General features: G+C 70.7%; 20 protein-coding genes. 7 read left to right on the plus strand and 13 right to left on the minus strand.

The window, feature by feature from the left end; translation table 11 throughout:
• Positions 1 to 25 precede the first annotated feature (25 nt).
• From AC3IX6_RS06620 to AC3IX6_RS06635, 4 genes are all read right to left on the minus strand, one after another.
• Positions 26 to 1,651, minus strand: a complete 1,626-nt coding sequence (locus AC3IX6_RS06620) for an FAD-binding oxidoreductase (protein ID WP_489369294.1) — start codon at positions 1,649 to 1,651, stop codon at positions 26 to 28.
• Positions 1,652 to 1,719: 68 nt separating this feature from the next.
• On the minus strand, positions 1,720 to 3,114 hold the full coding sequence (locus tag AC3IX6_RS06625; RefSeq protein ID WP_489369295.1) for an activator-dependent family glycosyltransferase: 1,395 nt from the start codon (positions 3,112 to 3,114) through the stop codon (positions 1,720 to 1,722).
• Positions 3,115 to 3,161: 47 nt separating this feature from the next.
• Positions 3,162 to 4,379 carry a methyltransferase domain-containing protein gene (locus tag AC3IX6_RS06630; RefSeq protein ID WP_489369296.1) on the minus strand — a complete coding sequence of 406 codons (1,218 nt, stop codon included), beginning with the start codon at positions 4,377 to 4,379 and terminating at the stop codon, positions 3,162 to 3,164.
• Positions 4,380 to 4,463: 84 nt separating this feature from the next.
• Positions 4,464 to 5,717, minus strand: a complete 1,254-nt coding sequence (locus AC3IX6_RS06635; RefSeq protein ID WP_489369297.1) for an aromatic ring-hydroxylating oxygenase subunit alpha — start codon at positions 5,715 to 5,717, stop codon at positions 4,464 to 4,466.
• 208 nt (positions 5,718 to 5,925) lie between these two features.
• Between AC3IX6_RS06635 and AC3IX6_RS06640 the strand changes: the two genes are divergently transcribed.
• The gene (locus AC3IX6_RS06640; RefSeq protein ID WP_489369298.1) at positions 5,926 to 6,645 is read left to right on the plus strand and encodes a class I SAM-dependent methyltransferase; all 720 of its coding nucleotides are present in this window, start codon (positions 5,926 to 5,928) and stop codon (positions 6,643 to 6,645) included.
• Between the two features lie 25 nt (positions 6,646 to 6,670).
• Here the strand turns inward: AC3IX6_RS06640 and AC3IX6_RS06645 are convergent, their stop codons facing one another.
• From AC3IX6_RS06645 to AC3IX6_RS06655, 3 genes are all read right to left on the minus strand, one after another.
• Positions 6,671 to 6,928: a phosphopantetheine-binding protein gene (locus AC3IX6_RS06645; protein WP_489369299.1), complete on the minus strand. Its 258-nt coding sequence runs from the start codon at positions 6,926 to 6,928 to the stop codon at positions 6,671 to 6,673.
• Between the two features lie 66 nt (positions 6,929 to 6,994).
• A complete protein-coding gene (locus AC3IX6_RS06650) occupies positions 6,995 to 7,930 on the minus strand; it encodes an NAD-dependent epimerase/dehydratase family protein (RefSeq protein ID WP_489369300.1) in 936 nt (311 codons plus the stop codon).
• 55 nt (positions 7,931 to 7,985) lie between these two features.
• Entirely contained in the window at positions 7,986 to 8,429 is a 444-nt protein-coding gene (locus AC3IX6_RS06655) for a nuclear transport factor 2 family protein (RefSeq protein WP_489369301.1), read from the minus strand.
• Between the two features lie 185 nt (positions 8,430 to 8,614).
• On the opposite strand from AC3IX6_RS06655, the gene AC3IX6_RS06660 reads away from it, so the two are divergent.
• The 4 genes from AC3IX6_RS06660 to AC3IX6_RS06675 are packed head-to-tail and all read left to right on the plus strand — an operon-like array spanning position 8,615 to position 12,330.
• Positions 8,615 to 9,394 carry a cyclase family protein gene (locus tag AC3IX6_RS06660; protein ID WP_489369302.1) on the plus strand — a complete coding sequence of 260 codons (780 nt, stop codon included), beginning with the start codon at positions 8,615 to 8,617 and terminating at the stop codon, positions 9,392 to 9,394.
• 56 nt (positions 9,395 to 9,450) lie between these two features.
• Positions 9,451 to 10,161: a class I SAM-dependent methyltransferase gene (locus AC3IX6_RS06665; RefSeq protein WP_489369303.1), complete on the plus strand. Its 711-nt coding sequence runs from the start codon at positions 9,451 to 9,453 to the stop codon at positions 10,159 to 10,161.
• 49 nt (positions 10,162 to 10,210) lie between these two features.
• The gene (locus AC3IX6_RS06670) at positions 10,211 to 11,320 is read left to right on the plus strand and encodes a DegT/DnrJ/EryC1/StrS family aminotransferase (RefSeq protein WP_489369304.1); all 1,110 of its coding nucleotides are present in this window, start codon (positions 10,211 to 10,213) and stop codon (positions 11,318 to 11,320) included.
• A 47-nt stretch (positions 11,321 to 11,367) separates the two neighbouring features.
• The gene (locus AC3IX6_RS06675; RefSeq protein WP_489371358.1) at positions 11,368 to 12,330 is read left to right on the plus strand and encodes a Gfo/Idh/MocA family protein; all 963 of its coding nucleotides are present in this window, start codon (positions 11,368 to 11,370) and stop codon (positions 12,328 to 12,330) included.
• A gap of 299 nt (positions 12,331 to 12,629) precedes the next feature.
• Here AC3IX6_RS06675 and AC3IX6_RS06680 read toward each other — a convergent pair whose 3' ends face one another.
• From AC3IX6_RS06680 to AC3IX6_RS06690, 3 genes are read right to left on the minus strand one after another with little or no spacing between them, the layout of a single operon-like run.
• Positions 12,630 to 15,242, minus strand: coding sequence for a cation-translocating P-type ATPase (locus tag AC3IX6_RS06680; RefSeq protein ID WP_489369305.1), 2,613 nt, complete (start codon positions 15,240 to 15,242; stop codon positions 12,630 to 12,632).
• Positions 15,242 to 16,099, minus strand: a complete 858-nt coding sequence (locus AC3IX6_RS06685; protein WP_489369306.1) for a universal stress protein — start codon at positions 16,097 to 16,099, stop codon at positions 15,242 to 15,244. The genes AC3IX6_RS06680 and AC3IX6_RS06685 overlap by 1 nt, the downstream gene beginning before the upstream one ends.
• 8 nt (positions 16,100 to 16,107) lie before the next feature.
• Positions 16,108 to 17,010, minus strand: a complete 903-nt coding sequence (locus AC3IX6_RS06690; protein ID WP_489369307.1) for a universal stress protein — start codon at positions 17,008 to 17,010, stop codon at positions 16,108 to 16,110.
• Positions 17,011 to 17,284: 274 nt separating this feature from the next.
• Here AC3IX6_RS06690 and AC3IX6_RS06695 point away from each other — a divergent pair, with 274 nt between their 5' ends.
• Positions 17,285 to 17,908, plus strand: coding sequence for a CBS domain-containing protein (locus AC3IX6_RS06695; RefSeq protein ID WP_489369308.1), 624 nt, complete (start codon positions 17,285 to 17,287; stop codon positions 17,906 to 17,908).
• A gap of 156 nt (positions 17,909 to 18,064) precedes the next feature.
• Entirely contained in the window at positions 18,065 to 18,412 is a 348-nt protein-coding gene (locus AC3IX6_RS06700) for an adenine nucleotide alpha hydrolase family protein (protein ID WP_489369309.1), read from the plus strand.
• Here AC3IX6_RS06700 and AC3IX6_RS06705 read toward each other — a convergent pair.
• The 3 genes from AC3IX6_RS06705 to AC3IX6_RS06715 are packed head-to-tail and all read right to left on the minus strand — an operon-like array spanning position 18,409 to position 22,237.
• Entirely contained in the window at positions 18,409 to 20,808 is a 2,400-nt protein-coding gene (locus tag AC3IX6_RS06705; RefSeq protein WP_489369310.1) for a glycoside hydrolase family 65 protein, read from the minus strand. The two genes, AC3IX6_RS06700 and AC3IX6_RS06705, sit on opposite strands and share 4 nt — an antisense overlap.
• Complete coding sequence (locus AC3IX6_RS06710) at positions 20,805 to 21,560, minus strand: HAD family hydrolase (RefSeq protein WP_489369311.1); 756 nt, start codon at positions 21,558 to 21,560, stop codon at positions 20,805 to 20,807. Before AC3IX6_RS06710 ends, AC3IX6_RS06705 begins: the two co-directional genes overlap by 4 nt.
• Positions 21,557 to 22,237, minus strand: a complete 681-nt coding sequence (locus tag AC3IX6_RS06715) for a helix-turn-helix domain-containing protein (RefSeq protein WP_489369312.1) — start codon at positions 22,235 to 22,237, stop codon at positions 21,557 to 21,559. The genes AC3IX6_RS06710 and AC3IX6_RS06715 overlap by 4 nt, the downstream gene beginning before the upstream one ends.
• Between the last annotated feature and the right edge of the window lie 28 nt (positions 22,238 to 22,265).

Below are 22,265 nucleotides of genomic sequence, written 5' to 3' on the forward strand. Positions count from 1 at the left end.
GTGGGTCGCGGGCGCCGGTGGCGCGTCAGCGGCCCGGCGGCCGGACGGACATCGCGTGGCGGAACACGTTCCCCGGGTCCCACCGCGCCTTGACCTGCTGGAGCCTGGGGTAGTTGTCCCGGTAGTAGAAGGTGTGCCAGGGGACCCCGGAGGTGTTCCACTGAGGGTCGGCGAGGTCGGCGTCCGGGTAGTTGATGTAGGCGCCGCCGTTGGCCGCGTCGGGTACGGGGACGCCGCCGGTGTCCGCGTACACGTCCCGGTACAGACCGCGCACCCAGGCCAGTTGCGCGTCGCCGGGAACGCCGGGCCACCAGGAGGTCTCGTACGAAGCGCTGAAGAGGGAGTCGCGGTGCGGGATCGCCGTCGCGGCCGCGGGCACCGAATTGATCCTGCCACCGAGGGTGGAGAGGTACACGGCCGATGCCTGGTGCTCGCCATCGGCCTGGGTCAGATAGCGGTGGAGGGTCCGGACCTGCGCCTCCGTCCAGGCCTTACGCAGGAGCGCGGCCTTGGACTTGAACGGGTACCTGCCGCCGGCGTAGGGGTCGACGGTCAGCGTGGACTTCATCCACAACGCGGTCGACTCTTCGGTCTCGTGGCGCACCCCGGTGTTCGCCGTGATCGCCTTGACGTACTCGTCGAGCAGCTTCGTGCCGTGCGGCAAGGAGCCGTCCACGTTGGCCACGAGGGTGAAGCGTCCGGACGCCTGGTGGTTGAGGATGAGCCAGCTGCTGAGCGGTGCGTAGCGGGAGCCGGTGCCGGACTCCTTCTCGTGCCAGGTGCCGTGGTTGCGGAGGATCCGTACGAACGCGGACTCGGTCATGTCCGCCCACGACCAGCCGATGGTGACGGAACGTATCGTCGCCGGGGGTTTGGGCAGCAGGGTCGTGGGATCGCCGCCCGGGCGCGCGCCGGGCGAGCGCATCAGATAGCGGGTGACGATGCCGAAGTTCCCGCCTCCTCCGCCGGTGTGAGCCCACCAGAGGTCGTGGTGGGGGTCGGCTGGGTCACGGGTGGCCAGCACCAGGCGGGCCCGGCCGCCGCGGTCGGCGACGGCCACCTCGACGCCGTAGAGGTGGTCCGCGACGAAGCCGTGGTGGCGCGACAGCCCGCCGTATCCGCCGCCCACGATGTGCCCGCCGGCGCCGACCGAGGGGCAAGCACCCGCCGGTATCGTCACCCCCCAGCCCAGGTAGAGGGTGCGGTACACCTCGCCGAGCGTCGCGCCGGACTCGATGGCGAAGGCGTTGTGCTTGGAGTCGAAGTAGACGGACTTCATCTCGGAGACGTCGACGACGACCTGGACGGCCGGGTCGTCGACGAAGTTCTCGAAGCAGTGTCCGCCGCTGCGGACGACGATCCGCCTGCCGGTCCGCAGGGCGTCGTCCACCGCGGCGACCACCTGGTCGGCGCGGTGGACGAGGCGTACGGACTCCGGCCGGGCGGAGAAGCGCCCGTTGTATCCCCTGGCGATCAGCTCCTCGTACCGAGGATCGCCCGGGCCTATGGTCTTGGCCGGGGGCGGCGGAAAGCAGCCACCGGCCCCGGTGTCCGCCGCCGCCGCGACCCCCGTACCGGCCCCTGTCAGTACGGCGGCACCGCCCGCCACGACGCTGCCCGCGATGAAACCACGGCGCGAGAAATCCTTCACTGCCACTCCCCGTTTTCGTTGCGGCCACTCGGTCACTCGTCACTCGGTCACTTGGTCTGTTCGGGTCGTCAGGGCCGTACGGGCTCCGCTCCGGCGCCGCGCCGGTTCGCCTCGGCAAGCTGTTCGAGGACGGGTACGACGGCGCTGGGCGCAGGCATGTCCCTCGACTCCTGGCGCAGCCGGGCGGCGGCACGCGCGAAGGAGGGTTCCTCCAGCAGCCGGCTGAGGAGGCCGCGCAGCATGGCGGCATCGGCCCGCTCCGGTTCCGCGACCCGGATCCCGGCTCCGCTCTCCTCCAGCAGGCGCGCCTTGTGATCGGTGTCCCACACCCCGTCGGGCAGGATCAGCTGCGGCACCCCGCAGCTGAGCGCGGTGTTGAACGTGCCCGCACCGCCGTGGTGGATCACTGCGGAGCAGCTGGGGAGCAGGGCTTCCAGTGGGACGAAGTCCACGACGCGGACGTTGTCCGGCACCTCGGTGACGGACGCGAGCTGGGCCTTGTTCAGGGTGGCCACCACCTCGACGTCCGCTCCGGCCACGGCCGCGAGCACCTCCCCGAGCGGCACCCGGTCGGCGCCGAGCAGCTCACGGTGCGAGACCCCGAGTGTCAGGCAGATCCGCCTGCGCTTCGGCGGCTCACGCAGCCAGTCCGGGAGGACGGAGCTGCCGTTGTGGGTCACGAGCCGCATCGGTACGCGGTCCGGCCCGTCCAGGAAGCGCAACGAGGGCGGCAGCGGATCGATGGTGCGCTGCCCGACGACCAGGTCCTCGCCGAACTCCCCGCCGTACCGTCGCATCGTCCAGCCCAGCCACTCCTCCATCGGGTCCTCCCGCTGCCCCGGGGGCAGCCGGCGCACCGCGTCGAGGTAGGACTCGCGCATCCGGCCGATGAGGTCCAGGCCGAACAGCAGCCGGACGTGGGCCGCGCCGCTGGCCCGGGCGGCGATGGGGCCCGCGAAGGTGAGCGGGTCCCAGACGACCAGGTCAGGCCGCCACCACCGGGCGTGGCGCACCAGGTCGTCGACCATCGCCGGCGCGGAGTACTGCTGGAAGACCTGGGTGGTCACGGCGGTGAAGACCCCGTGCATGTACTCGTACGACAGCTTCTCGGGACGGATCTCGGTCATGTCCGTCCAGTACTCGAACCGCTCGGCCATCGCACGGTAGTCGTCCGCGCCCCCGGTCTCGTCCCAGGTTCCCGGGTCCTGTGCCGCAGGCTCTCCGGACGCGGTCCCACCGGACCCGCCTGAGCCGTCGTGCTGTTCGTACGACTCCATGTGTGCCGCCAGGTCGAGCGCGGCACCGGCCGATACGGCGATCAGGCCGGTGCCCGTGATGTCGTCGGCGAGATCGGGCTGGCCGGCCACATGGACCTCGTGGCCGGCGGCCCGCAGTGCCCATGCCAGCGAGACCTGCGCGTACAGATGGGACTTCGCTGTGTGTGTGGTGAACAGGACCCGCATCGGGCACCCTTCCTCGGCTGGCGTGATCGAAGCGGGAGCGCGGGCGCTCAGACCACACGGACGTCCGGGACGTAGAGGATCCATTTGCCGCCCGAGGCGCGGAACTGCTGTTCCTTGGCGATGATCTCCTCGGCGTGGTTCCAGGCGAACAGCACGGCGTAGTCGGGGTACGGGTTCTCGAAGTCCGCCCGCGACCGCACCGGGATGTGCGAGCCCGGCGTCAGCCGTCCCTGCTTGTTCGGGGTGGTGTCGGAGATGAACGAGATGAGTTCGGGCCCGATGCCGCAGTAGTTGGCGACAGTGGCGCTCTTGGCCGTGGCCCCGTACCCGACGACCGTACGGCCCTCGTCCCGCAGCCCGCGGAGCAGCGCGACCAGATCGTCCCGGGCCCGCTCCACACGGCCTACGAAGCCCTGGAGGGTCTTGAGCTCCGACAGGCCGCGCTGCCGCTCCTCCTCCAGCAGCTCGGCGACCGCGGGCGCGGGGGTCCGCCGCCCCGCGCGGGCAATGGTGTAGCGGACCTCGCCGCCGTGCACGGAGAGCCGTTCCACGTCGACCAGTTCAAAGCCGAACCGCTCGACCATGGCGCTCACGGAGGAGACAGAGAAGAAGTAGTAGTGCTCGTCGTAGATCTGGTCGAAGGAGGCGAGGTCGACGATGTCGGCGAGGTACGGGTCCTCGAAGACGAACACCCCGTCCGGCGCGAGCAGCGCGTCCACTCCGCGGAAGATCGAGTCCAGGTAGGGGATGTGGCAGATCGTGTTGGCCGCGAAGATGACCTGCGCGTGCCCCTCCGCCTTGCGGATGTCGGCCGCCGTCGACTCCTGGAAGAACTCGGTGGACACCCGGATGCCCTGGCGCCGCGCGATGTCGGCCACGCTCTGCGACGGTTCGACGCCCAGGTGCCGGACTCCGGCCTCGGCCAGGACGCGGAGCATGACGCCGTCGTTGCAGCCCAGCTCGACCAGGAAGGCGTCCTTTCCGGTGAGTTCGGTCTCCAGGAAGTGCTGCGCGGTCGCCTCGAAGTGCCCGCGCATGACGGAGGATCCGGACGACAGGTACGGATAGTGGCTGTTGAACATCAGATGGCGCGGTACTTCGTCGGTGAGCTGGACCATGGAGCACTCACCGCAGACGCCGACGGCCAGCCGGAAGAAGAACTCGTCGCCGAGGTACTCGGGCTCGAGGAGCCCGCTGGAGAGCGGTTGCTGTCCGAAGTCCATGAACTCGTGCAGCCGACCGCCGCAGATCCGACAACTGGGCACGGTGATGTCCTCTTCCTTGAGTAGCGGATGAGCGAAGTGGCGATCGTCATGGCGTGCGAGGGCGGATGGGCCCGGCCCGGGTGCTCACAGCCCTCCCGGCCAGTCGCCGTCGCCGCGCAGCAGGGCCCTGGCCAGGTTCTGGTAGAAGGCCACGACGCCCGGTTCCTTGGGGCTGAGATGGCCGCGCGCGGCGAAGCGGGACCCCACCGCGCGCTGGACGGCCTCCAGTCCGTTGCGGTCCTCGCTGTTGATCATGCCCGCGTACGACTCGGCTTGTCGGCGCATCTCGTCGAGGTCGGCGCCCTCCAGCGCCGCGCGCGGCACGAGGATCCCGCCGCGGACCAGCGTCCGGTCGATCGTCTGCGGGATGAGGCTGAGCCAGATGACCATCTCGCCGGCCGCGGCCAGGCTCGCCGCGGGGAAGACGAAGATGCCGTACAGATGGGCCTTCTCCTCGTCGGTCAGCGGCAGGGCGTAGGTCTCCTGCGGCTCCGTGAACGGGACGAGCAGGCGCAGCGCCCATGGAGAGTCGACCCGTACGTCCGTGGGGGACCCGCCGGGCGTCGACGATTGGAGGGTCTCCGGGTGGAAGCCCATCACGTGATAGTTCTCGTGGGCGTTCTCGACGGCGACCTTCCAGTTGCAGGCCCATTCCTCGCTCCAGGACCCGAGCTGCGCCATGCCGTCGAATTGATAGTTGGTCAGGTCATTCGAGATCCGCCTCAGTTCGGGGGCCAGGGGCGCTGCGGCCGCGTCGAGGTTCACGTACACGAAGCCGTGCCACTCCTCCACCGCGAAGGCGGGCAGCCGGCAGTTCTCGGGGTCGAAGTCCGGGTTCTTGCGCATGTGGGTCGCGCCGATGAGCCGGCCGTCGACTCCGTACCTCCACAGGTGGTACGGACAGGTGAAGGAGTCGGCTCGGCCGGCGGCGCCGGGTTCGACGAGCGGCATCATCCGGTGCCGGCAGATCGGTGACATGCCGTGGAGCACACCGTCCGCGTCGCGGGTGACCAACACCTGCTCGCCGGCGATGTCGACCGAGACGTAGCTGTTCGGCTCGGCGAGTTCGTCGCGGTGGGAGATGAGCACCCAGGAGCGCCCGAAGACGCGGGTGCGTTCCAGCTCGTACAGCTCGGGCGAGGTGAACGCGCGCGGCGGCAGGCTGAGCTGGGGCGCCAGGTCCAGGTAGCGGCGTAGTTCCTCCAGTAGCGCGGCGACCTCACTCGTCGGCGACCAAGCGCCCTCGCCAGTGCCGTTGACCGCGCCACCGTGACCGGCGCGCGCCGTGCCCGGGTGTTTCTCGCCGGGGGTCCGGCCTGTGCTCACTCCTGTGCTCACGGTGGGACTCCAACCTGTGCCGCGGGTCCGTGGTGCTCTCACCGTGGCAGGACGGATTCGAACCCTGCTCGACAGCACGGCCCGTGGCCACGAAGGCCCCCGGGGCCCCACGCGTCCAGCCGCTCTCCGCTGTTCTTCTAGCACCCCGCCCGACGATCGGTGCTCCCGGACCCATGTCCCCTTCAGGTGCGCAACGAATGAGGTCGCCGTGTACGGAGCCGAACTCGCCGAGATCTACGAGCTGATCCACTGCAGCCGTGGCAAGGACTATCTCCAGGAGGCGGCCGCGGTGGAGCGGCAGGTGCGGAAGCGAAAGCCGGATGCCGCCACCCTGCTCGACGTGGCCTGCGGCACCGGGGCTCATCTGCGCCGCTTCGACGAGCTGTTCGACGAGGTGGCCGGGCTGGAGCTGTCCGAGCCGATGGCCCGGTTCGCGCGGGCGGCGCTGCCGCACGTCCCCGTACACGTGGGCGACATGCGGGACTTCGACCTCGGCCGCACCTACGACGTCATCACGTGCATGTTCGGCTCGATCGGCTATCTGTTGACGGAGTCCGCGCTGGTCGACGCGCTGCGCCGGTTCGCCCGGCATCTGACGCCCGGCGGAGTGCTGGCCGTCGACCCGTGGTGGTTCCCCGAGACGTACCGGCACGGTCATGTCACCGGCAGCACGGCGACCGTCGGGGAACGGACCGTGTCCCGGGTCTCCCACTCCGCACGGGAGGGGGCCGCGTCCCGGATGAACGTGCACTATCTGGTCGCCGACGGTGCGTCGGGCGTACGGCACTTCGATGAGACGCACCTGATCGGCCTGTTCTCCCGGGAGCAGTACGAGGCTGCGTTCAAGGCCGCCGGTTTCGGCGTCGACTACATCCCCGTCGAGCCCGCCGGCCGGGGCCTCTTCGTCGGCGTGCCGTCCGCCGGCTGACCGGCGAACGGGTGCGCGCGACGGTTCAGGACCTCCGGATCAGCTGCTCGTTGGCCTGATCGAGGAACTCGTTCAGCGTCCGTATCCGGGTCTCCGCGTCCGGCATGCCGATCGAGTACCTCCGCTCGACCTGGCTGATCGCCTCCAGCAGGGCGAGGGAGTCGTACCCGAGGACCTTCAGCTCGACCTCACCGACATCCTCGGCGTTCAGGTCGACTTCCTCCGCCTCGCCGGCGCACTCCCGGAAGATCTCGACCAGCACCGGCAGCGTCAGTTCACTCATCACACATACCTCTCTGCTTGTGGGGAAGGATGCGCTCGCCGCCGAGCGGTGGGGGCGGCCGGGCCATCAGCCCGCCGCCTCCCACATGTCACGCAGGGAATCGCGCAGCGCGATGACCGGCCGCCAGCCCAGCACCCGTTCCGCGTGCCGGGTGTCGGCCTTGGTCCAGCCACCGCCCTTGCTCTCCACCGGCCCGCCGGTCTCCTTGATCGTCTCGGGCGGGAATCCGGCGACCTCGATCAGGGTCGTCACCAGCTCGCGCATCGTCGGCGCCTGGCCGCGCCCGATGTTGAACACCGTGCCGGGGGCCGCCGCGTCGGCGGCCCGCAGGACCGCCGAGGCGACGTCGCGTACGTCGATGTAGTCGCGTGCGGCATCCGCGATCATCAGTTCCAGCCGCTCCCCCGGCGTCACGGCGCGCAGCCGGTGCAGCACGGTGCCCAGGAAGCTCGCCTCCGACGGGTGGGGCCCGCACACATTGACCGCGCGCAGCACGACCCCGTCGACGTCCCCGGCGCGGGCCGCCTCCAGCACGGCCTGCGAGCCGGCCAGTTTCGTACGGGCGTACGGGGTGCTCGGATCCGGCGCCACCGACTCGTCGATGCTGGTACCGGGCGGTACGAAACCGTACTCGTGGATGCTGCCGACCTGGACGAAGCGCGGGCGCGTGGGCAGCGCGGCGACGCCCGCGAGCACGCGGTCCACCAGCCGCACATGGGCGTGGTGCATCGCCTCCTCGGTCACCGCCCATCCGCCCGTGGCGTTGACCACGACCTCCACCTTCCGCGAGGCGAGGAGTTCGGCGATCTCCCGAGGAGCCGCCGATGCGAGGTCCAGCGGGACGAAGGGGTGGTCGGAGGTGTGCGGCGCGGGCCGCCGGGCCACACCCAGCACCTCGTGTCCCGCGCGCGAGAACACCGCGCTCACCTGTCGTCCGATGCTGCCGGTCGCGCCCAGCACGGCCACCGTGCCGGGCCGGCTCGCGTCACGCGAGGTCACCACACCGTCCACCCTTCCTCGCTGTCCTCGATCGCCGTGGCTCTTGCCCGCGCCGGTGTCACGGGTGCCGGTCGTCACGTGTGACCCGGCGTTCGCGCACCTTCAGCTCGCCGTCCACCCGCACCAGCACGTCGTCGCACACGCACATCAGATGGAGCCTGGGGCTGCCGCCCTGGGGCGTGGCGATGATCTGCGCGTACGAACGGACGCTCAGCTCGCCGTCCTCGCGCGGCTGGACCGACACCATGCCGAGCAGATGCCTGTGCACCTCGCCGGCCTCGGCCAGCGCGGCGGCGGCCTTGTTGACCCCCGCGGCCAGGGCGACCCGGCCGACGACGGGTTCCGGCAGCGAGGGCGGCGCGAACGATCCGCCCTCGGTGAAGGTGAGCGCCCAGCCCTCGCCGTCCCCGGCGTCCAGCAGATGCATGTGGTGGGCGTAGAACTGTTGCACTTCGGCATAGAGGGACTCGACCGACGACGAGGTTCCCATCGGTACTGCCACCGCGTCCTCCTCACGCTAGCCCCGTTCGGGTCCGAACGGGCGGTACCTGCGAACGATTCCCGACGCCCTTCGACATCGGCTCGAACGCGACGTGCGGGAGCCGAGTGAGGCTTGAGCGCTTCTCCGTTCGGGCGGAGCACGATCTGGCTCGTCGGCGCGAGCGGTTCGGTACGGAGGAGGTCCGTGTGCGGTTGATCGACCTGTCATCGGCGGTGGATGCCACGGCATACGAGCCGGATCCCGTGGTGCACGAGGTACTGACCCCTCGCCAGGGGGCGGAGCACATGAGCGCGGAGATGCGGACGCACTTCGGGCTCGGGTTCGATCCGGACGAGCTGCCCGACGGGGAGTTCCTCTCGCTCGATCGGATCACCCTGACCTCGCACACCGGCACGCACGTCGACGCGCCGTCGCACTACGGCTCCCGGGCCGGGTACGGCGACGGCGTGCCGAAGCACATCGACCGGATGCCGCTGGAGTGGTTCTGCAACCCGGGGATCGTGCTCGACCTCACCGACGCGCCGACCGGTGTCGTCGGCGCGGAGCGGCTGGAGAAGGAGTTCGAGCGGATCGGCCGCACCCCGGCTCCGATGGACATCGTCCTGCTGCACACCGGTGCTTCGGCGCGGGCGGGCACCCCGGAGTACTTCACCGAGTTCGCCGGGCTGGACGGGCCGGCCGTGCATCTGCTGCTGGACCTGGGGGTGCGGGTGGTCGGGACGGACGCGTTCAGCCTGGACGCCCCGTTCACCGACATCATCGAACGGTACCGGCGCACGGGTGACCGTTCGGTGCTGTGGCCGGCCCACTTCGCCGGCCGCGACCGGGAGTACTGCCAGATCGAGCGCCTGGCGAACCTCGACGCCCTGCCCGCGCCGTACGGGTTCACCGTCGTGTGCTTCCCCGTGAAGATCGCGGGCGCGGGCGCGGGCTGGACCAGGGCGGTCGCCATGGTCGACGAGTGACCGGGCCTGACCGGGCCTGACCGGGCCCCCTTCGACCGACACCGACAGGAGAGCAGATGTACGGACAGGAGCTGGCGGAGGTCTACGAGATCTTCTACCGCAGCCGGGGCAAGGACTGGCCGTCGGAGGCCACCGCCGTCGCGGAACTGGTGCGGTCGCGGTGTCCGGAGGCGGATTCCCTGCTCGACGTGGCGTGCGGCACCGGGGCGCATCTGGAGACCTTCGGGAGGCTGTTCAAGCACACCGAGGGCCTGGAGATCGCAGAGCCCATGCGGGAGCTGGCACATCAGCGGCTGCCGGAGGTGACGGTGCACCCCGGCGACATGCGCGCCTTCGACCTCGGCCGCACCTTCGACGCGGTCGTGTGCATGTTCTGCGCCATCGGCTACCTGGGCACCGTGTCCGACATGCGGGACGCGGTGCGGTCGATGGCCCGGCACCTGCGCCCCGGTGGTGTGCTCGTCATCGAGCCGTGGTGGTTCCCCGAGGACCACGTCGAGGGCTACGTCGCGGGTGACCTCGGCCGGGAGAACGGCCGTACCGTGGCCCGGATCTCGCACTCCACCCTCCAGGGCCGCGCGACCAGGATGGAGGTGCGTTTCCTGGTCGGCGACCGCGACGGCATCAGGGAGTTCACCGAGGTCGACGTCCTCACCCTCTTCACCAAGGACGAGTACCTCGCGGCGTTCACCGACACGGGATGCACCGTCGAGTTCCTCCCCGGCGACCCGACCGGCCGCGGTCTGTTCGTCGGTGTACGGCAGTAGGACCCAGCCAGGCGCGTGCCGGAGACGAGCGGAGAGAAGTGACTCAGCCATGACCACTTACGTATGGGACTACCTGCGCGAGTACGAGAACGAGCGGGACGACATCCACGACGCGATCGAGACCGTGCTTCGGTCCGGACAGCTCGTGCTCGGCGCCAGCGGACGCGGCTTCGAGGAAGAGTTCGCCGCCTACCACGGGGTCGGGCACGCGGTGGGCGTCGACAACGGCACCAACGCGATCAAGCTCGGGCTCCAGGCGCTCGGCGTGGGCCCCGGCGACGAGGTGATCACCGTCTCGAACACCGCGGCACCGACCGTGGTGGCCATCGACTCCGTGGGGGCGACGCCCGTCTTCGTCGACGTCCACCCGGACACGTACCTCATGGACATCGAGCAGGTGGCCGCAGCCGTCACTCCGCGCACCAAGTGCCTGCTCCCGGTGCACCTGTACGGCCAGTGCGTCGACATGACGGCGTTGCAGGCCGTGGCGGACGAGCACGGCCTGCTGGTCTTCGAGGACTGCGCGCAGGCCCACGGCTCCCGCCGGGGCGGACGGCTCGCCGGTACGTGGGGGGCCGCGGCGGGGTTCTCCTTCTACCCCACCAAGGTGCTCGGGGCCTACGGCGACGGTGGTGCCGTCATCACCTCGGACCCGAAGGTGGACGCCGGTCTTCGGCGGCTCCGGTACTACGGCATGGAGGAGCGCTACTACGTCGTCCAGACGCCGGGGCACAACAGCCGCTTGGACGAGCTGCACGCGGAGATCCTGCGCCGCAAGCTGCGCAGGCTCGACGCGTACGTCGAGGGCCGGCGTGCGGTGGCGCGCAGGTACGCCGAGGGACTCGCCGACACCGATCTGGTGCTGCCGTCGCTCGCGCCGGGCAACGACCACGTCTACTACGTCTACGTCGTGCGCCATCCGCGACGCGACGCCATCATCGAGGCGCTGAAGAGCTACGACATCTTGCTGAACATCAGCTACCCGTGGCCGGTCCACACCATGACGGGCTTCTCCCACCTCGGATACGCCAAGGGGTCCCTGCCGGTCACCGAGTCGGTGGCCGACGAGATCTTCTCTCTGCCCATGTACCCCTCGCTGGACCCGGCGGTGCAGGACAAGGTGATCGGCGCACTCCACGACGTCCTGGCGACGCTGTGATTTCTGTCCCCACCGGACGGGACGGCGCCGGGGGCCGCCGGGTCCGCATGGGCGTGCTCGGCTGCGCGGACATCGCGCTGCGCCGGATGCTCCCGGCCATCGCGGCGGCCGATTCGGCCGAGCTGGTCGCGGTGGCCAGCCGGGACGCCGCGAAGGCGGAGCGGGCGGCGGCCCGGTTCGGATGCGTCGGCGTCAAGGGCTACCGGACGCTGCTGGAGCGGGACGACATCGACGCGGTGTACGTCCCCCTCCCGCCTGCGCTCCACTTCGAGCTGGTGGCCGAGGCGCTGCGGGCGGGCAAGCACGTGCTGTGCGAGAAGCCCCTGTGCACGACCCACGCGGAGGCCGCCGAGCTGATGGAGCTGGCGCGGCGGCACCGCAGGATCCTCGCCGAGAACTTCATGTTCCTGCACCACTCCCAGCACGCCGGGGTCCGGTCGCTCATCGACGCGGGTGCCATCGGCGAGCTGGAGGTGCTGTCCGGTTCGTTCGGCGTACCGCCGCTGGATCCCACGGGATTCCGGTACGCCTCCTCGCTCGGCGGCGGCGCGCTGCTGGACGTCGGTGTCTACCCACTGCGGACGGCGCAGATGTACCTGTCCGGCGAGCCGGAAGTGCTGGCGGCCACCCTCCGGGTGGACGCCGCGACCGGCGTGGACGTGGCAGGTACGGCCCTGCTGTGCGCCCCCGACGGCGTCGCGGCGCAGCTCGACTTCGGCTTCCGGCACTCGTACCGGTCGCGCTACGCGCTGTGGGGCCGTGAGGGTCGGATCTCGGTGGAGCGGGCGTACACCCCGCCGGAGGTGCTGAGGCCTGTGGTCCGGCTCCAGCAGCAGGACCGGCTGACCGAGCTGGCGATGCCCCCGGACGACCAGGTGCGCAATGCGCTGGCCGCGTTCACCGCCGCCGTCCTCTCCGGCGGGGACGGTCCGGTCGGCGAAGCCGCATCGCTTCTCCAGGCACGGCTGGTCGAGGACGTCCGGAAGGCGGCCCGGATCGTCACCGTCTGATCAGCCCCCCCCGGCCCCTGCGCGAGGGAGAGGCGTCGTACGTAATTTTCAAGCGGCGGGACTGGCTCGGCGCCTTGCGCCTCTGTACGAGCGGGTGATCCGGGAGGCGTAGATGCCCGAGGACCTGCACGCTCCTCAATACCGACGTGCTGCGGAGCCACCGGCCGGCCCTCTGCCTGCCCGGCCCGGCGAGGGCCGCCCGGGAGTCCCGCTTCCCCTGGCTCGCCAGCGCTTCGGCTAGCGACTCCCGGGCGGATACGCCGTCCAGGCCCGGCACCCCCGGCCGAGGCCGCTTCGCCTCAGCCGTGGGAGATCGTCGTTGTCGGTGGTTGCGCATGGAACGCCGTCCGTACGACGCGGGCTGCGACGAAGCCGGTCAGGGCTGTGGCTGCCGCCAGGCCGATGCCGGTCGCATCGAGCGGTTCGGTCTCCAGGATCGACCGGAGCGCGGGGAGGTAGAGCGCGGCGGCCGCGAGGAGTGCCGAGGCGAGGACCGCCAGGGGGAGGAAGAGGTTCTCCTTGGTCAGCAGGCGGGCTCGCAGGCCCAGTACCACTCCGAGCTGGCCGGCGAGCAGGGCGAGGAAGAGCACGCTCTGCCAGGGCAGGTCCCAGGCGCGTGCGGTGAGGGCGGCCGCGAGGCAGGAGGCGGTGACGACGACGGCGAGCAGGAGGAGTCGCTGCCAGGCGCCGGCGCCGAGGATGTGCTGTCCGGGCGGGCGGGGCGGCCTGTTCATGGCGCCTGGTGAGACGGGTTCGGCGCCCATGGCGACACCGGTGAGCCCGTGGGTGAGGAGGTTGATCCAGAGGATCTGTCCGGCCCGCAGGGGCAGGGGGAGGCCGATGAGGGGGCCGGTGAGCATGACGAGGATCTCGGCCGCTCCGCCGGCCAGGCCGTATACGAGGAAGCGCCGGATGTTGTCGTAGACGCGACGGCCTTCCTCGACCGCCGCGACGACGGTCGACAGTTCGTCGTTGGTGAGCACGAGGTCGGCGGCCTGCCGTGCGACCTCCGTACCGCGTGCGCCCATCGCGACGCCGATGTCGGCCTGGCGCAGGGCGGGTCCGTCGTTCACGCCGTCGCCGGTCATCGCGGTGACGGCGCCGTGGGAGCGCCAGGCTTCCACGATGTCCAGCTTCTGCTGCGGAGTCGTACGCGCGAATACGCGGACGGTGGTGAGGTCCGCGACCCGACCGGCGGCGAGGTCCGTACCCGTGACCACGTTCTCGTGCGAGCCGTCGGCGGACAGCAGGCCGACCTCGGTTGCCACGGCGCGCGCGGTGGCGGGGTGGTCTCCGGTGATGAGGATGGGGGTGATACCGGCGGCCCGGCAGGCGGCGATCGTGGCCGCGGCCTCCGTTTTGGGCGGGTCGCTGATGGCGACCAGGCCGAGCAGGTGGAGGCCGGACTCGGCGTCGGCCGGGTGGTGGGGGACGTCGTCCCGCGTACCGGAAGCGACGGCGAGGACGCGGAAGCCATGGGCGGCCAGCAGCGCGGCCTGCTGTTCCGCTGTGTGGAGCAGGTCCGTGGGGTCGGCGAGGACGGCGGGGTCGAGGATCGCTTCGGGCGCGCCCTTCAGGCACACGAGCACCCGGTCCTCGGGCGTGGTGTGCAGGGTGGTCATGCGTTTGCGCAGGCTGTCGAAAGGGGCTTCGTCCGCGCGCGGATGGCTCTCGTGGAGGTCGGCCTGATCGGCACAGCCCGCTTTGGCCGCGGCCGTCAGGAGGGCCGCCTCGGTGGGATCGCCCATGGGGGTCCAGCGGTCGTCGGGCGGGGTGAGTCCCGTCGGTGGCCGGATCGAGGCGTCGTTGCAGAGCGCTGCCGCGGTCAGCAGTTCGCGTAGAGGATCCACCTCCACCGGCGTCGGGCGTCGGCCGGCGATCAGGACGTCACCTTCCGGCTCGTAGCCGACGCCGGAGAAGTCGGCCGTGGCATGGGGCATCCAGACCTGCTGGACCACCATGCGGCCTTCGGTGAGGGTGCCGGTCTTGTCCGTGGCGAGGACCGATACGGAGCCGAGGGTCTCGACGGCGGGAAGGCGGCGTACGAGCGCGTGCCGGGTGGCCATGCGGCGGGCGCCGAGGGCGAGGGCGAGGGTGACGACGGCGGGCAGGGATTCCGGTACCGCGGCGACCGCGAGGCTGATGGCGGTCACTGCCATGATCCCGACGGGTAGGCCTTGCAGGAGGCCCAGTACGAAGACGACCAGGCAGAGTCCGAGTGTGGCGGCGGCCAGGATCCGTCCGAGGGAGGCGAGGCGGTGCTGCAGCGGGGTCGGTTCCCGCCCGCCTTCGAGGAGGGCGGCGATCCGGCCGAGTGCGCTGGCCGCGCCGGTAGCCGCCACGGTGGCCACGCCCCTCCCCCGAACGACGACGGTTCCGGCGCTCAAGGTCGTACCCGGTTCCTTGTCCACCGCGACGGACTCGCCGGTGAGCATGGACTCGTCGACGAGGAGGGCCGATGCTTCGGTGAGTTCGGCGTCGGCGGCGACGATGTCGCCTTCGCCGAGGAGGAGCACGTCACCGGGTACGACGGCGGTGGCGGGGACTTCGCGCGGTGTGCCTTCCCTCAGTACGCGTGCTCCCGGGGCCGACATGGCCGAGAGGGCGGCCACCGCGTTGTCGGCGCGGATCTCCTGGGTCACGCCGACGGTGGTGTTGAAGAGGATCACCAGACCGATGACGATGGAGTCGGCGTGGTCGCCGATGGCGATCGTGAGCAGGACCGCGCCGATCAGGACCATGACCAGGGGGTCTCGGAGCTGTGCCAGCACCCGCGCGTACAGGGGTGTCGGCGACTGGGCGGCGATTTCGTTGCGGCCGTGCTCGACGAGGCGGCGCTCGGCCTCCCGTTCGGTGAGTCCGCGGGGCTTCCGTGGGGCGGCGGGTGCCTGGCTGGCCGCGGGCGCGGACATCAGGTCCCTTGCGCGACGGGGACCGTGATGACGGGGCAGTGGGCCCGGTGCAGCAGTCCGTGGACGACGGAGCCGAGCCGCATGCCCGTGTAGCCCCCGTTACCGCGGCGGCCCAGCACCAGGGCCAGGGCGTGTTCGGCTGCCTTCGCCAGCTCCTCGACCGGGTGGCCTGCGAGCACTTCGTGGGTGAGCGCGACGTCCGGGTACTTCTCCGACCAGCCGGCGACGGTCTCGGACAGCATGCGGCGCTGCGCCTGAAGACCGGCGTTCTTGTCCTGGAACGAGAGCAGGGGTTGGTGCCACACCGAGATCGCCCGCAGGGTGCATCCGCGTACGCTCGCTTCCTCGAAGGCCACTGCCAGCGCCGCCTTCGACGATTCGCTGCCGTCGACCGCGACGACCATGTACGGCGACTGTTGGCTGACGTGCTCCGCATCACCGACGACCACGACCGGACAGTGCGCCTGCGCGACGACGGGCACCACCAGCGAACCGGCGCTGAGGAATTCCTCGGTGCGGCTGAGGTGTCGCGAGCCGAGCACGAGCATGGGGGCCTTCAGGGAAAGCCGGCCGAGTACGGGGGCCGGAAGCCCGTCGAGCAGGTGGGCGGACGGTTCGAGATCCGGGTGACGCGAGCGCGTCCACACGGCGGCCGCTTCGAGGGTTTCCGATCCGGTCCGGCGCAGGTCGATGCGGTGCGTGCTCCCGTCGGCGTGCTGGGTGTCGTGTTGCGGTGGCACCACCAGTGCGAGACCCAGTCCGAGCGCCCGGCGGTGCGCCTCGTCGGCTGCCCAGGCCAGGGCCATGTGCCAGTCCCTGACCGGGTCGATGCCGACGACGATCTCTCGGCCTGTCATGTTCTCCCTCACGACTCGCTCCCCTGATCGTTGCCGTGCCGCGGGATGAGCAGAACGGGACAGCGCGCGTGGTGCAGGAGGCTGTGGGTCACGTGCCCCAGCGTCCGGCCGATGTAGCCTGGCGAGCGCCTCCCGCCGACGACCAGCAGGTCCGCGTCCTGCGAGGCCTCGGCCAGTACACCGGCCGCCGAGAAGCTCTTCTCCAGGTCGGCGTGCACGGTCAGATCCGGGAATTCCTCGCGGATCAGGCCTGCCATTGCCGTCAGACGCTCCGCGTGCCGGCCGCTGATCTCCTCGACGTCGTCGAGCATGCTCACGACGTTGCCGACGGATCCCAGCAAGTTCCATACGTGCAGCAGCCTCAGCGACGACTTGCGCAGCCCGGCTTCGCACGCGGCGTACCGGACGCAGTCGAGGTCGTGTTCGTCACGGACACCGGCCAGCACGCTGCCCGTCTCGACACGCGGGTCCGTCCCCCGCACCACCGCCAAGGGGGTGGTGGCACTCGCGGCGGCCTTGAGTCCGACGGAGCCGAGCATCAGCGAGGTGAACCCGCCGAGACCGCGGTTGCCGACGACGATCGTGTCGTGGACGCCGGCGGCCCGGTGGAGGCTGGGTACGGGTGCGTTCCGGCTGAACTCCGTGGTGACGTGCAGATCGGGATGGAGTTCCGCGACGGCCGCGGCGGTGTCATCGAGTAGTTCGCGGCCCGCTGCGCGGACCCGTTCAAGGGTTTCCACCGATGCGTATACGGCTCTGCTGTCCGTGTCGGCGGCGTGGAGGACGTGCAGGGTGCTCCCCCGCCGTGCGGCTTCGGCCGCGGCCCACAGGACTGCCCCGCGTGCGGGATCCGACCCGTCGACGCCGACGATGACCGTCCCGAGTTGCGGACCGGCAGTGATGCCTTCCATGGTTTCTCCTGATCGAGGGCCATCGTGCTGTGCCGTCTCACGCTGGCATCACGGGAGCGTCGCCGGCGAGGGCCATAGGGGCCAGAGCAAGGGCCGACTGGTCCCTCCCCGGCTCCGGGAACCTGCACAAGCCTCCGCGGACGGACCCGGTCGGCCCTCGTACAGGACCGTTCGGCCCTCGATACGGGCGTCGGCCGGGCGGATGGTGGCCCTGTACGGGCGTTGCACACCAACCCTCAGCTCCCCTGCATGACGACGTACTGGAGGCCCGCTCGTGAAGCACACCCAGGTCGGCGAGGTGATGACGGCAGATGTCGTCTCGGTGGACCGTTCGGCGACGTTCAGGGAGATCGCCAAGCTCCTCGCCGACTACGACATCACCGGACTGCCCGTCGTGGACGAGGACGACCGGGTGGTCGGCGTCGTCTCCGAGAGCGATCTGCTCGCCCGCAAGGCCCTGACGGCCGCGGACATCATGTCGGCTCCCGCTGTCACGGTCCACGCTCAGGAGAGCGTCTCGGAGGCCGGGCAGCTCATGACGCGCCTGGGCCTGCACCGCCTTCCGGTCACCGACGAGGAAGAACGTCTCGTCGGCATCGTCACCCGGCGTGACCTCCTGCGCGTCTTCCTTCGCCCCGATGCCGAGATACGGCGGCAGGTGAGCGAGGACGTATTGTCCGGCAGCATCGGGGCGCCCACCGGGGCGGTGGACATCCACGTCCTGGACGGTGTCGTGACCCTCGCGGGCCGGCTGGAACGGCAGAGCCAGGTCCCCCTCGCCCTGCGGCTCACCGCACGACTGGACGGTGTCGTCGCCGTGGTGGACGAGCTCACCGCCCGCACGGACGACTCCCGTCTGATCCCGCCGGAGCGCGGAGCGCAACCCATCACCTGGTGACCGCGAAACACCCCGCGCAGCCTGAGGAGGCCACCGTCATGAACCACCACGTGACCGTCGGCGTCGACGGCACCCCCCAGAGCCTCTCGGCAGCCCGGTTGGCAGCCCGTCCTCAATCCCTCGGTCGCACGCGAGGTCGTCCGCACCGTCGCCCAGATGCTCGACGACGTGCTCGTGCCGTGGCGGCTGAAGTTCCCGGACGTGCGACTCGAGGAGAGGACGCTCATCGGATCGGCGGGACGGGAGCTCGTCCAGGCCACCACGGGCACGGACCTCGTCGTCATCGGACGCCGCATCCGCCGCTCCCCCATGGGCACGCACCTCGGCCCGATCGCCCACGCCGTGCTCCACCACACGCCGCGCCGGTCGCCGTACTCGCTCACCACTGACCGCGGGCCCCTCGGCCCCGGCGACGGCTGCCGAGGGCGGCGGTACCGACGGCCCGATCGTGGCGGGAGTGGACATCGGGCGATCCAGCTCGTGGACGCCTCCAGAACCGCCTAGTCCACGGGAAGCCGGAACCAATGCTCGTCTCCGGCCGCCACCACGACGGCCTGTTCGCCGGGCAGCATGAGGGCCAGAGGACCGTGGCGGGATTCCGGCACGGTGATGCCGAACCTGCCGTGGAGCAGTCGGACGCGGACACCGCGGTGCCCCCGGTGGCAGAGCGTGAAGGAGACGGGCTCGATCTTCCGTAGGGGGACGGGATCGATGTACAGGCCTTCGGGGCCGGTCTCCAGGCCCGTGACTCCCCGCTCCGCGAGGTCGAGGGTGCCGGCCATGGCGCCCAGGTGGATCCCCTCCCCGGTGGTCCCGCCCTGGATGTCCGTGACGTCGCCGAGGAGTGCCTCCTCGCAGTACTTCCAGGCGTCCGGATCCTTCTGGCGGGCCAGCACCCACCCGTGGACGAGGCTGCTGAGCGTCGATCCGTGGCTGGTGCGCGGCAGGTAGTACGAGACGGTCTCCCGCCACACCGCATCGTCGAGCCGGTAACCGAGCCGGGCGAACAGGCCGTACAGCTCGGCGGGCCGGAAGAGGTAACCGAGCATGATCACATCGGCCTGTTTCGACGCCTGATAGCGGTTGACCGTATCCCCTTCGGCTTCCAGGATCCGGTCGAGCCGGCGCACGTCGCCGTAGCGGGCGCGGTAGGCCGCCCAGTCCAGCTCGGCCAGGTCTCCGTATCCCTCGAACTGGCTGATGACGCCCCGGTGGAACGGGACGTACAGGCGGCGGGACACCTCTTCCCAGTGCTCCAGCGCGCCGCGGTCCAGGGCGAGCCTCTCGGTCAGTTCCGTCCGTCGAGCGGGGGGCAGTTCGTCGAGCAGTTCGAGCCCCTGGTGGATCACCCAGGCGGCCATCACGTTGGTGTAGGCGTTGTCGTCGATTCCGGGTTCCGCGGCCGCGGGATAGGCGTCGTGGTACTCGTCCGGGCCCAGCACACCGCGGATGCGGTAGCGCCCCCGTTCCGTGTCGTAGACGGCGGCGCCGGCCCAGAAGCGGGCGATCTCGAGGAGGAGTTCCGCGCCGGGGCCGTGCAGGAAGCCGGTGTCCCCCGTGGCCCGCCCGTAACGGCAGACGTTCAGGGCTATGGCGGAGCCGACATGACGCTGCAGGTGCGAGTGGTCGGGCAGCCAGCGGCCCGAGCGGGGATTGAGGTGCAGGGCCTGGCTCTCCTCCTGTCCCGAACTTCCGCTCTGCCAGGGGAACATCGCTCCGCTCTGCCCTGCCAGCCGGGCAGCCTCGCGGGCGGCCGGCAGCCGTCGGTGGCGGTACATGAGCAGGGCCCGCGCCACTTCCGGGAAGTGCAGCGTGATGTAGGGCAGGACGAAGAGTTCGTCCCAGAAGACGTGGCCCCGGTAGGCCTCACCGTGCAGGCCCCGCGCGGGGACACCCACGTCCAGCTCGGCGGTGTGCGGGGAGAGCGTCTGGAGCACGTGGAAGAGGTGGAGGCGCAGGATCCGGCCCGTCTCCCCCGACACGGTCAACTCACCTTGCTCCCATAGCCGTTCCCAGGCCGAGCGCTGGGCCGTGAGCAGTGCCGGGAATCCGGGTGCCCGCGAAGCGTGTTCGATCGCGCGCGGCAGGAGATCTCCGGCCGGCCTGTCGAGGGAGGTGTACAGGGCTGCGGTCTTCACCACCGTCGCGGACCGTCTGGGAGCCACGGGCAGTCGATACGTCTGCACCGTCCCGACTGCGGTGTGGCTCGTCATCATGGGTGCGCGAGGTCGGGTGACCGTCCTGACGGCGAGTCCGATTTCGGTGCGGGAAGTGGTGGTGCGGCAGGCGATCCATGCGACGCCGTGCGGCGCGAAGCCCGTCCGGTGGTCCGTGAGGTGGTGGCCGTCGAGCCCGCCGTAGCGTTCCACTCCCGCGTTGGCCACGTCCCCGTCCAGCCCTGATTCCACTTCGATCAGGCCGCTCCATCCGTACGCGTGGAAGGTGGTCCGCTGGGCCGCGAGGTAGGGGTCTCCCATGTGCACGACGCGGACGTGCGTGACACCGAGGCGGCGGCCGCGGCCGTCCTGGAAGAGCATGTGCCGGGTGAGCGTCCCTCGGCGCAGGTCGAGCACCACCTCGTAGTGCAGCATCCCGGGATCGTCGGGGGTCAGCCAGTCTCCCGGGAGTCCGCCGTCGGCGATGCAGCGGTACCGCAGCGCCGTCCAGTTCGGCAGGTTGACCATGTCCTCGTTGTCGACCTGCTGTCCGGCCACCTGCGAGGTGAGCCGGTTGGAGCAGCCGGCGGCGTACGTGGCGGGATAGTGCACGGGGCCCGCCGGGGTCTCGGGGGCCGCGCCGCGCGTGGCGAACCTTCCGTTGCCCAGTGTGCACAGGGCTTCGACCAGACGCTCCGTTCGGGGGTCGTAGTGGTCGTACTCCCAGGTCCACGAGGCGGTCACGGTCGTGCCCCGCAGACGAGGTCGGCGACCGTGAGGAGTTCTGCGGTGACCAGGTCCGCGCCGCGTTCCCGTAGTGCCCGTGCCGTGTCGGGGTTCTTCGTCCGGTCGAGGCCGATGACGAGGCCGAAGTGGCCGCGTCGGCCTGCTTCGACACCTGCGAGGGCGTCTTCCACCACCGCGCAGCGGGCGGGGTCCATCCCGAGCCGTACGGCCGCTTCGAGGAACAGAGCGGGGTCCGGCTTGCCCGCGAGCCCCAGGTCGGCAGCGTCCGTACCGTCCACCACGGCGTCGAAGCAGCCCAGAAGCGAGGCTGATCCGAGAAGCGGCCGGGCATGCCGGGAGGCCGATACGGCGGCACAGCACACGCCGTGCGCCCGCAGCCGGGCGAGCGCCGGAGCGACGTCGGTGAAGGCATGGACGGCCCCGGACCGCAGGGTGCTTACGAACGCCGCCTCCTTGCGCGCGGCCACCGCCCAGACCGTGTCGTCGCCCGGTGCGCCGTCGGGGCTGCCGGTCGGCAGATCGATCCCACGGGAGTCCAGGAAGGAACTCGCCCCGTCCAGCCGGGGCTTGCCGTCGACCCACTGGCGGTATTCACGGTCCGCGTCGAAGGGAGGCTGCCGCCCGTTCCCGGACGCGGCCCAGGCATCCAGACAGCTGTCGAAGGCAGTCTTCCAGGCCGCGGCGTGCAGCCGCGCCGAGTCGAGCAGTACCCCGTCCGTGTCGAACACGACGGCGTGCGGGGCGCTCACCCGGATCCCACACGACGGCCGGTCATCCTGGTGGGGGTAATGGACATCCAGTGCGTACGGGGTCCGCCGGCCCAGGGCAGCGAGCGGGCGACCGAGAACAGGTGGCTGACCCGCGCCCCGTCCGTGATACCGGACACCTCGCCGACGGCCATGACGCTCCAGCCCTCTCGCATCACGTCGTCGATGTGGTCCACCTCGAAGGCGACCTCGGTCCCGGATGCCTCGGCGAGCCGCGAGTCGGCCGCCGTGCGGAACGCGATCTCGTCTCCCACAACGACGTAGTTGACGGGGAAGACGGCAAGTCCTTCCATGCCGGAGAACCCGACCCGGCCGATGCCGTGGGTGGAGAGCAGGCGGAGGCACTCGGTCTCGCTCAGCACCCTCGACTCGGAATCGCGCATCGCGGTCCCCATGCCCGGGGGACTGTCGGTCGTTCTCCCGGTCAGCTCGGCAACTGTGGTCCCCAGCCCGTCCGCGAGACCCACGAGCATGCCCATGCTGGGCGCCGCCGCCCGCTCCTCCACGTAGGCGATGTACGACGCGGCGGCCCCGCAGCGCTCCCCGAGTTCCTCACGCGTGAGTCCCAGCTCTTCGCGGCGGGCGCTCACGCGTCGTCCGAGGTCACCACGGGCAGCCGGAACCTTGATCGGGGACGCGTCTGCTGTGGTCTCTCCCATGATCGTCACACCCTTGCGGTTCGTAGCC

The organism is Streptomyces sp. GL_141 (genome assembly GCF_057834385.1).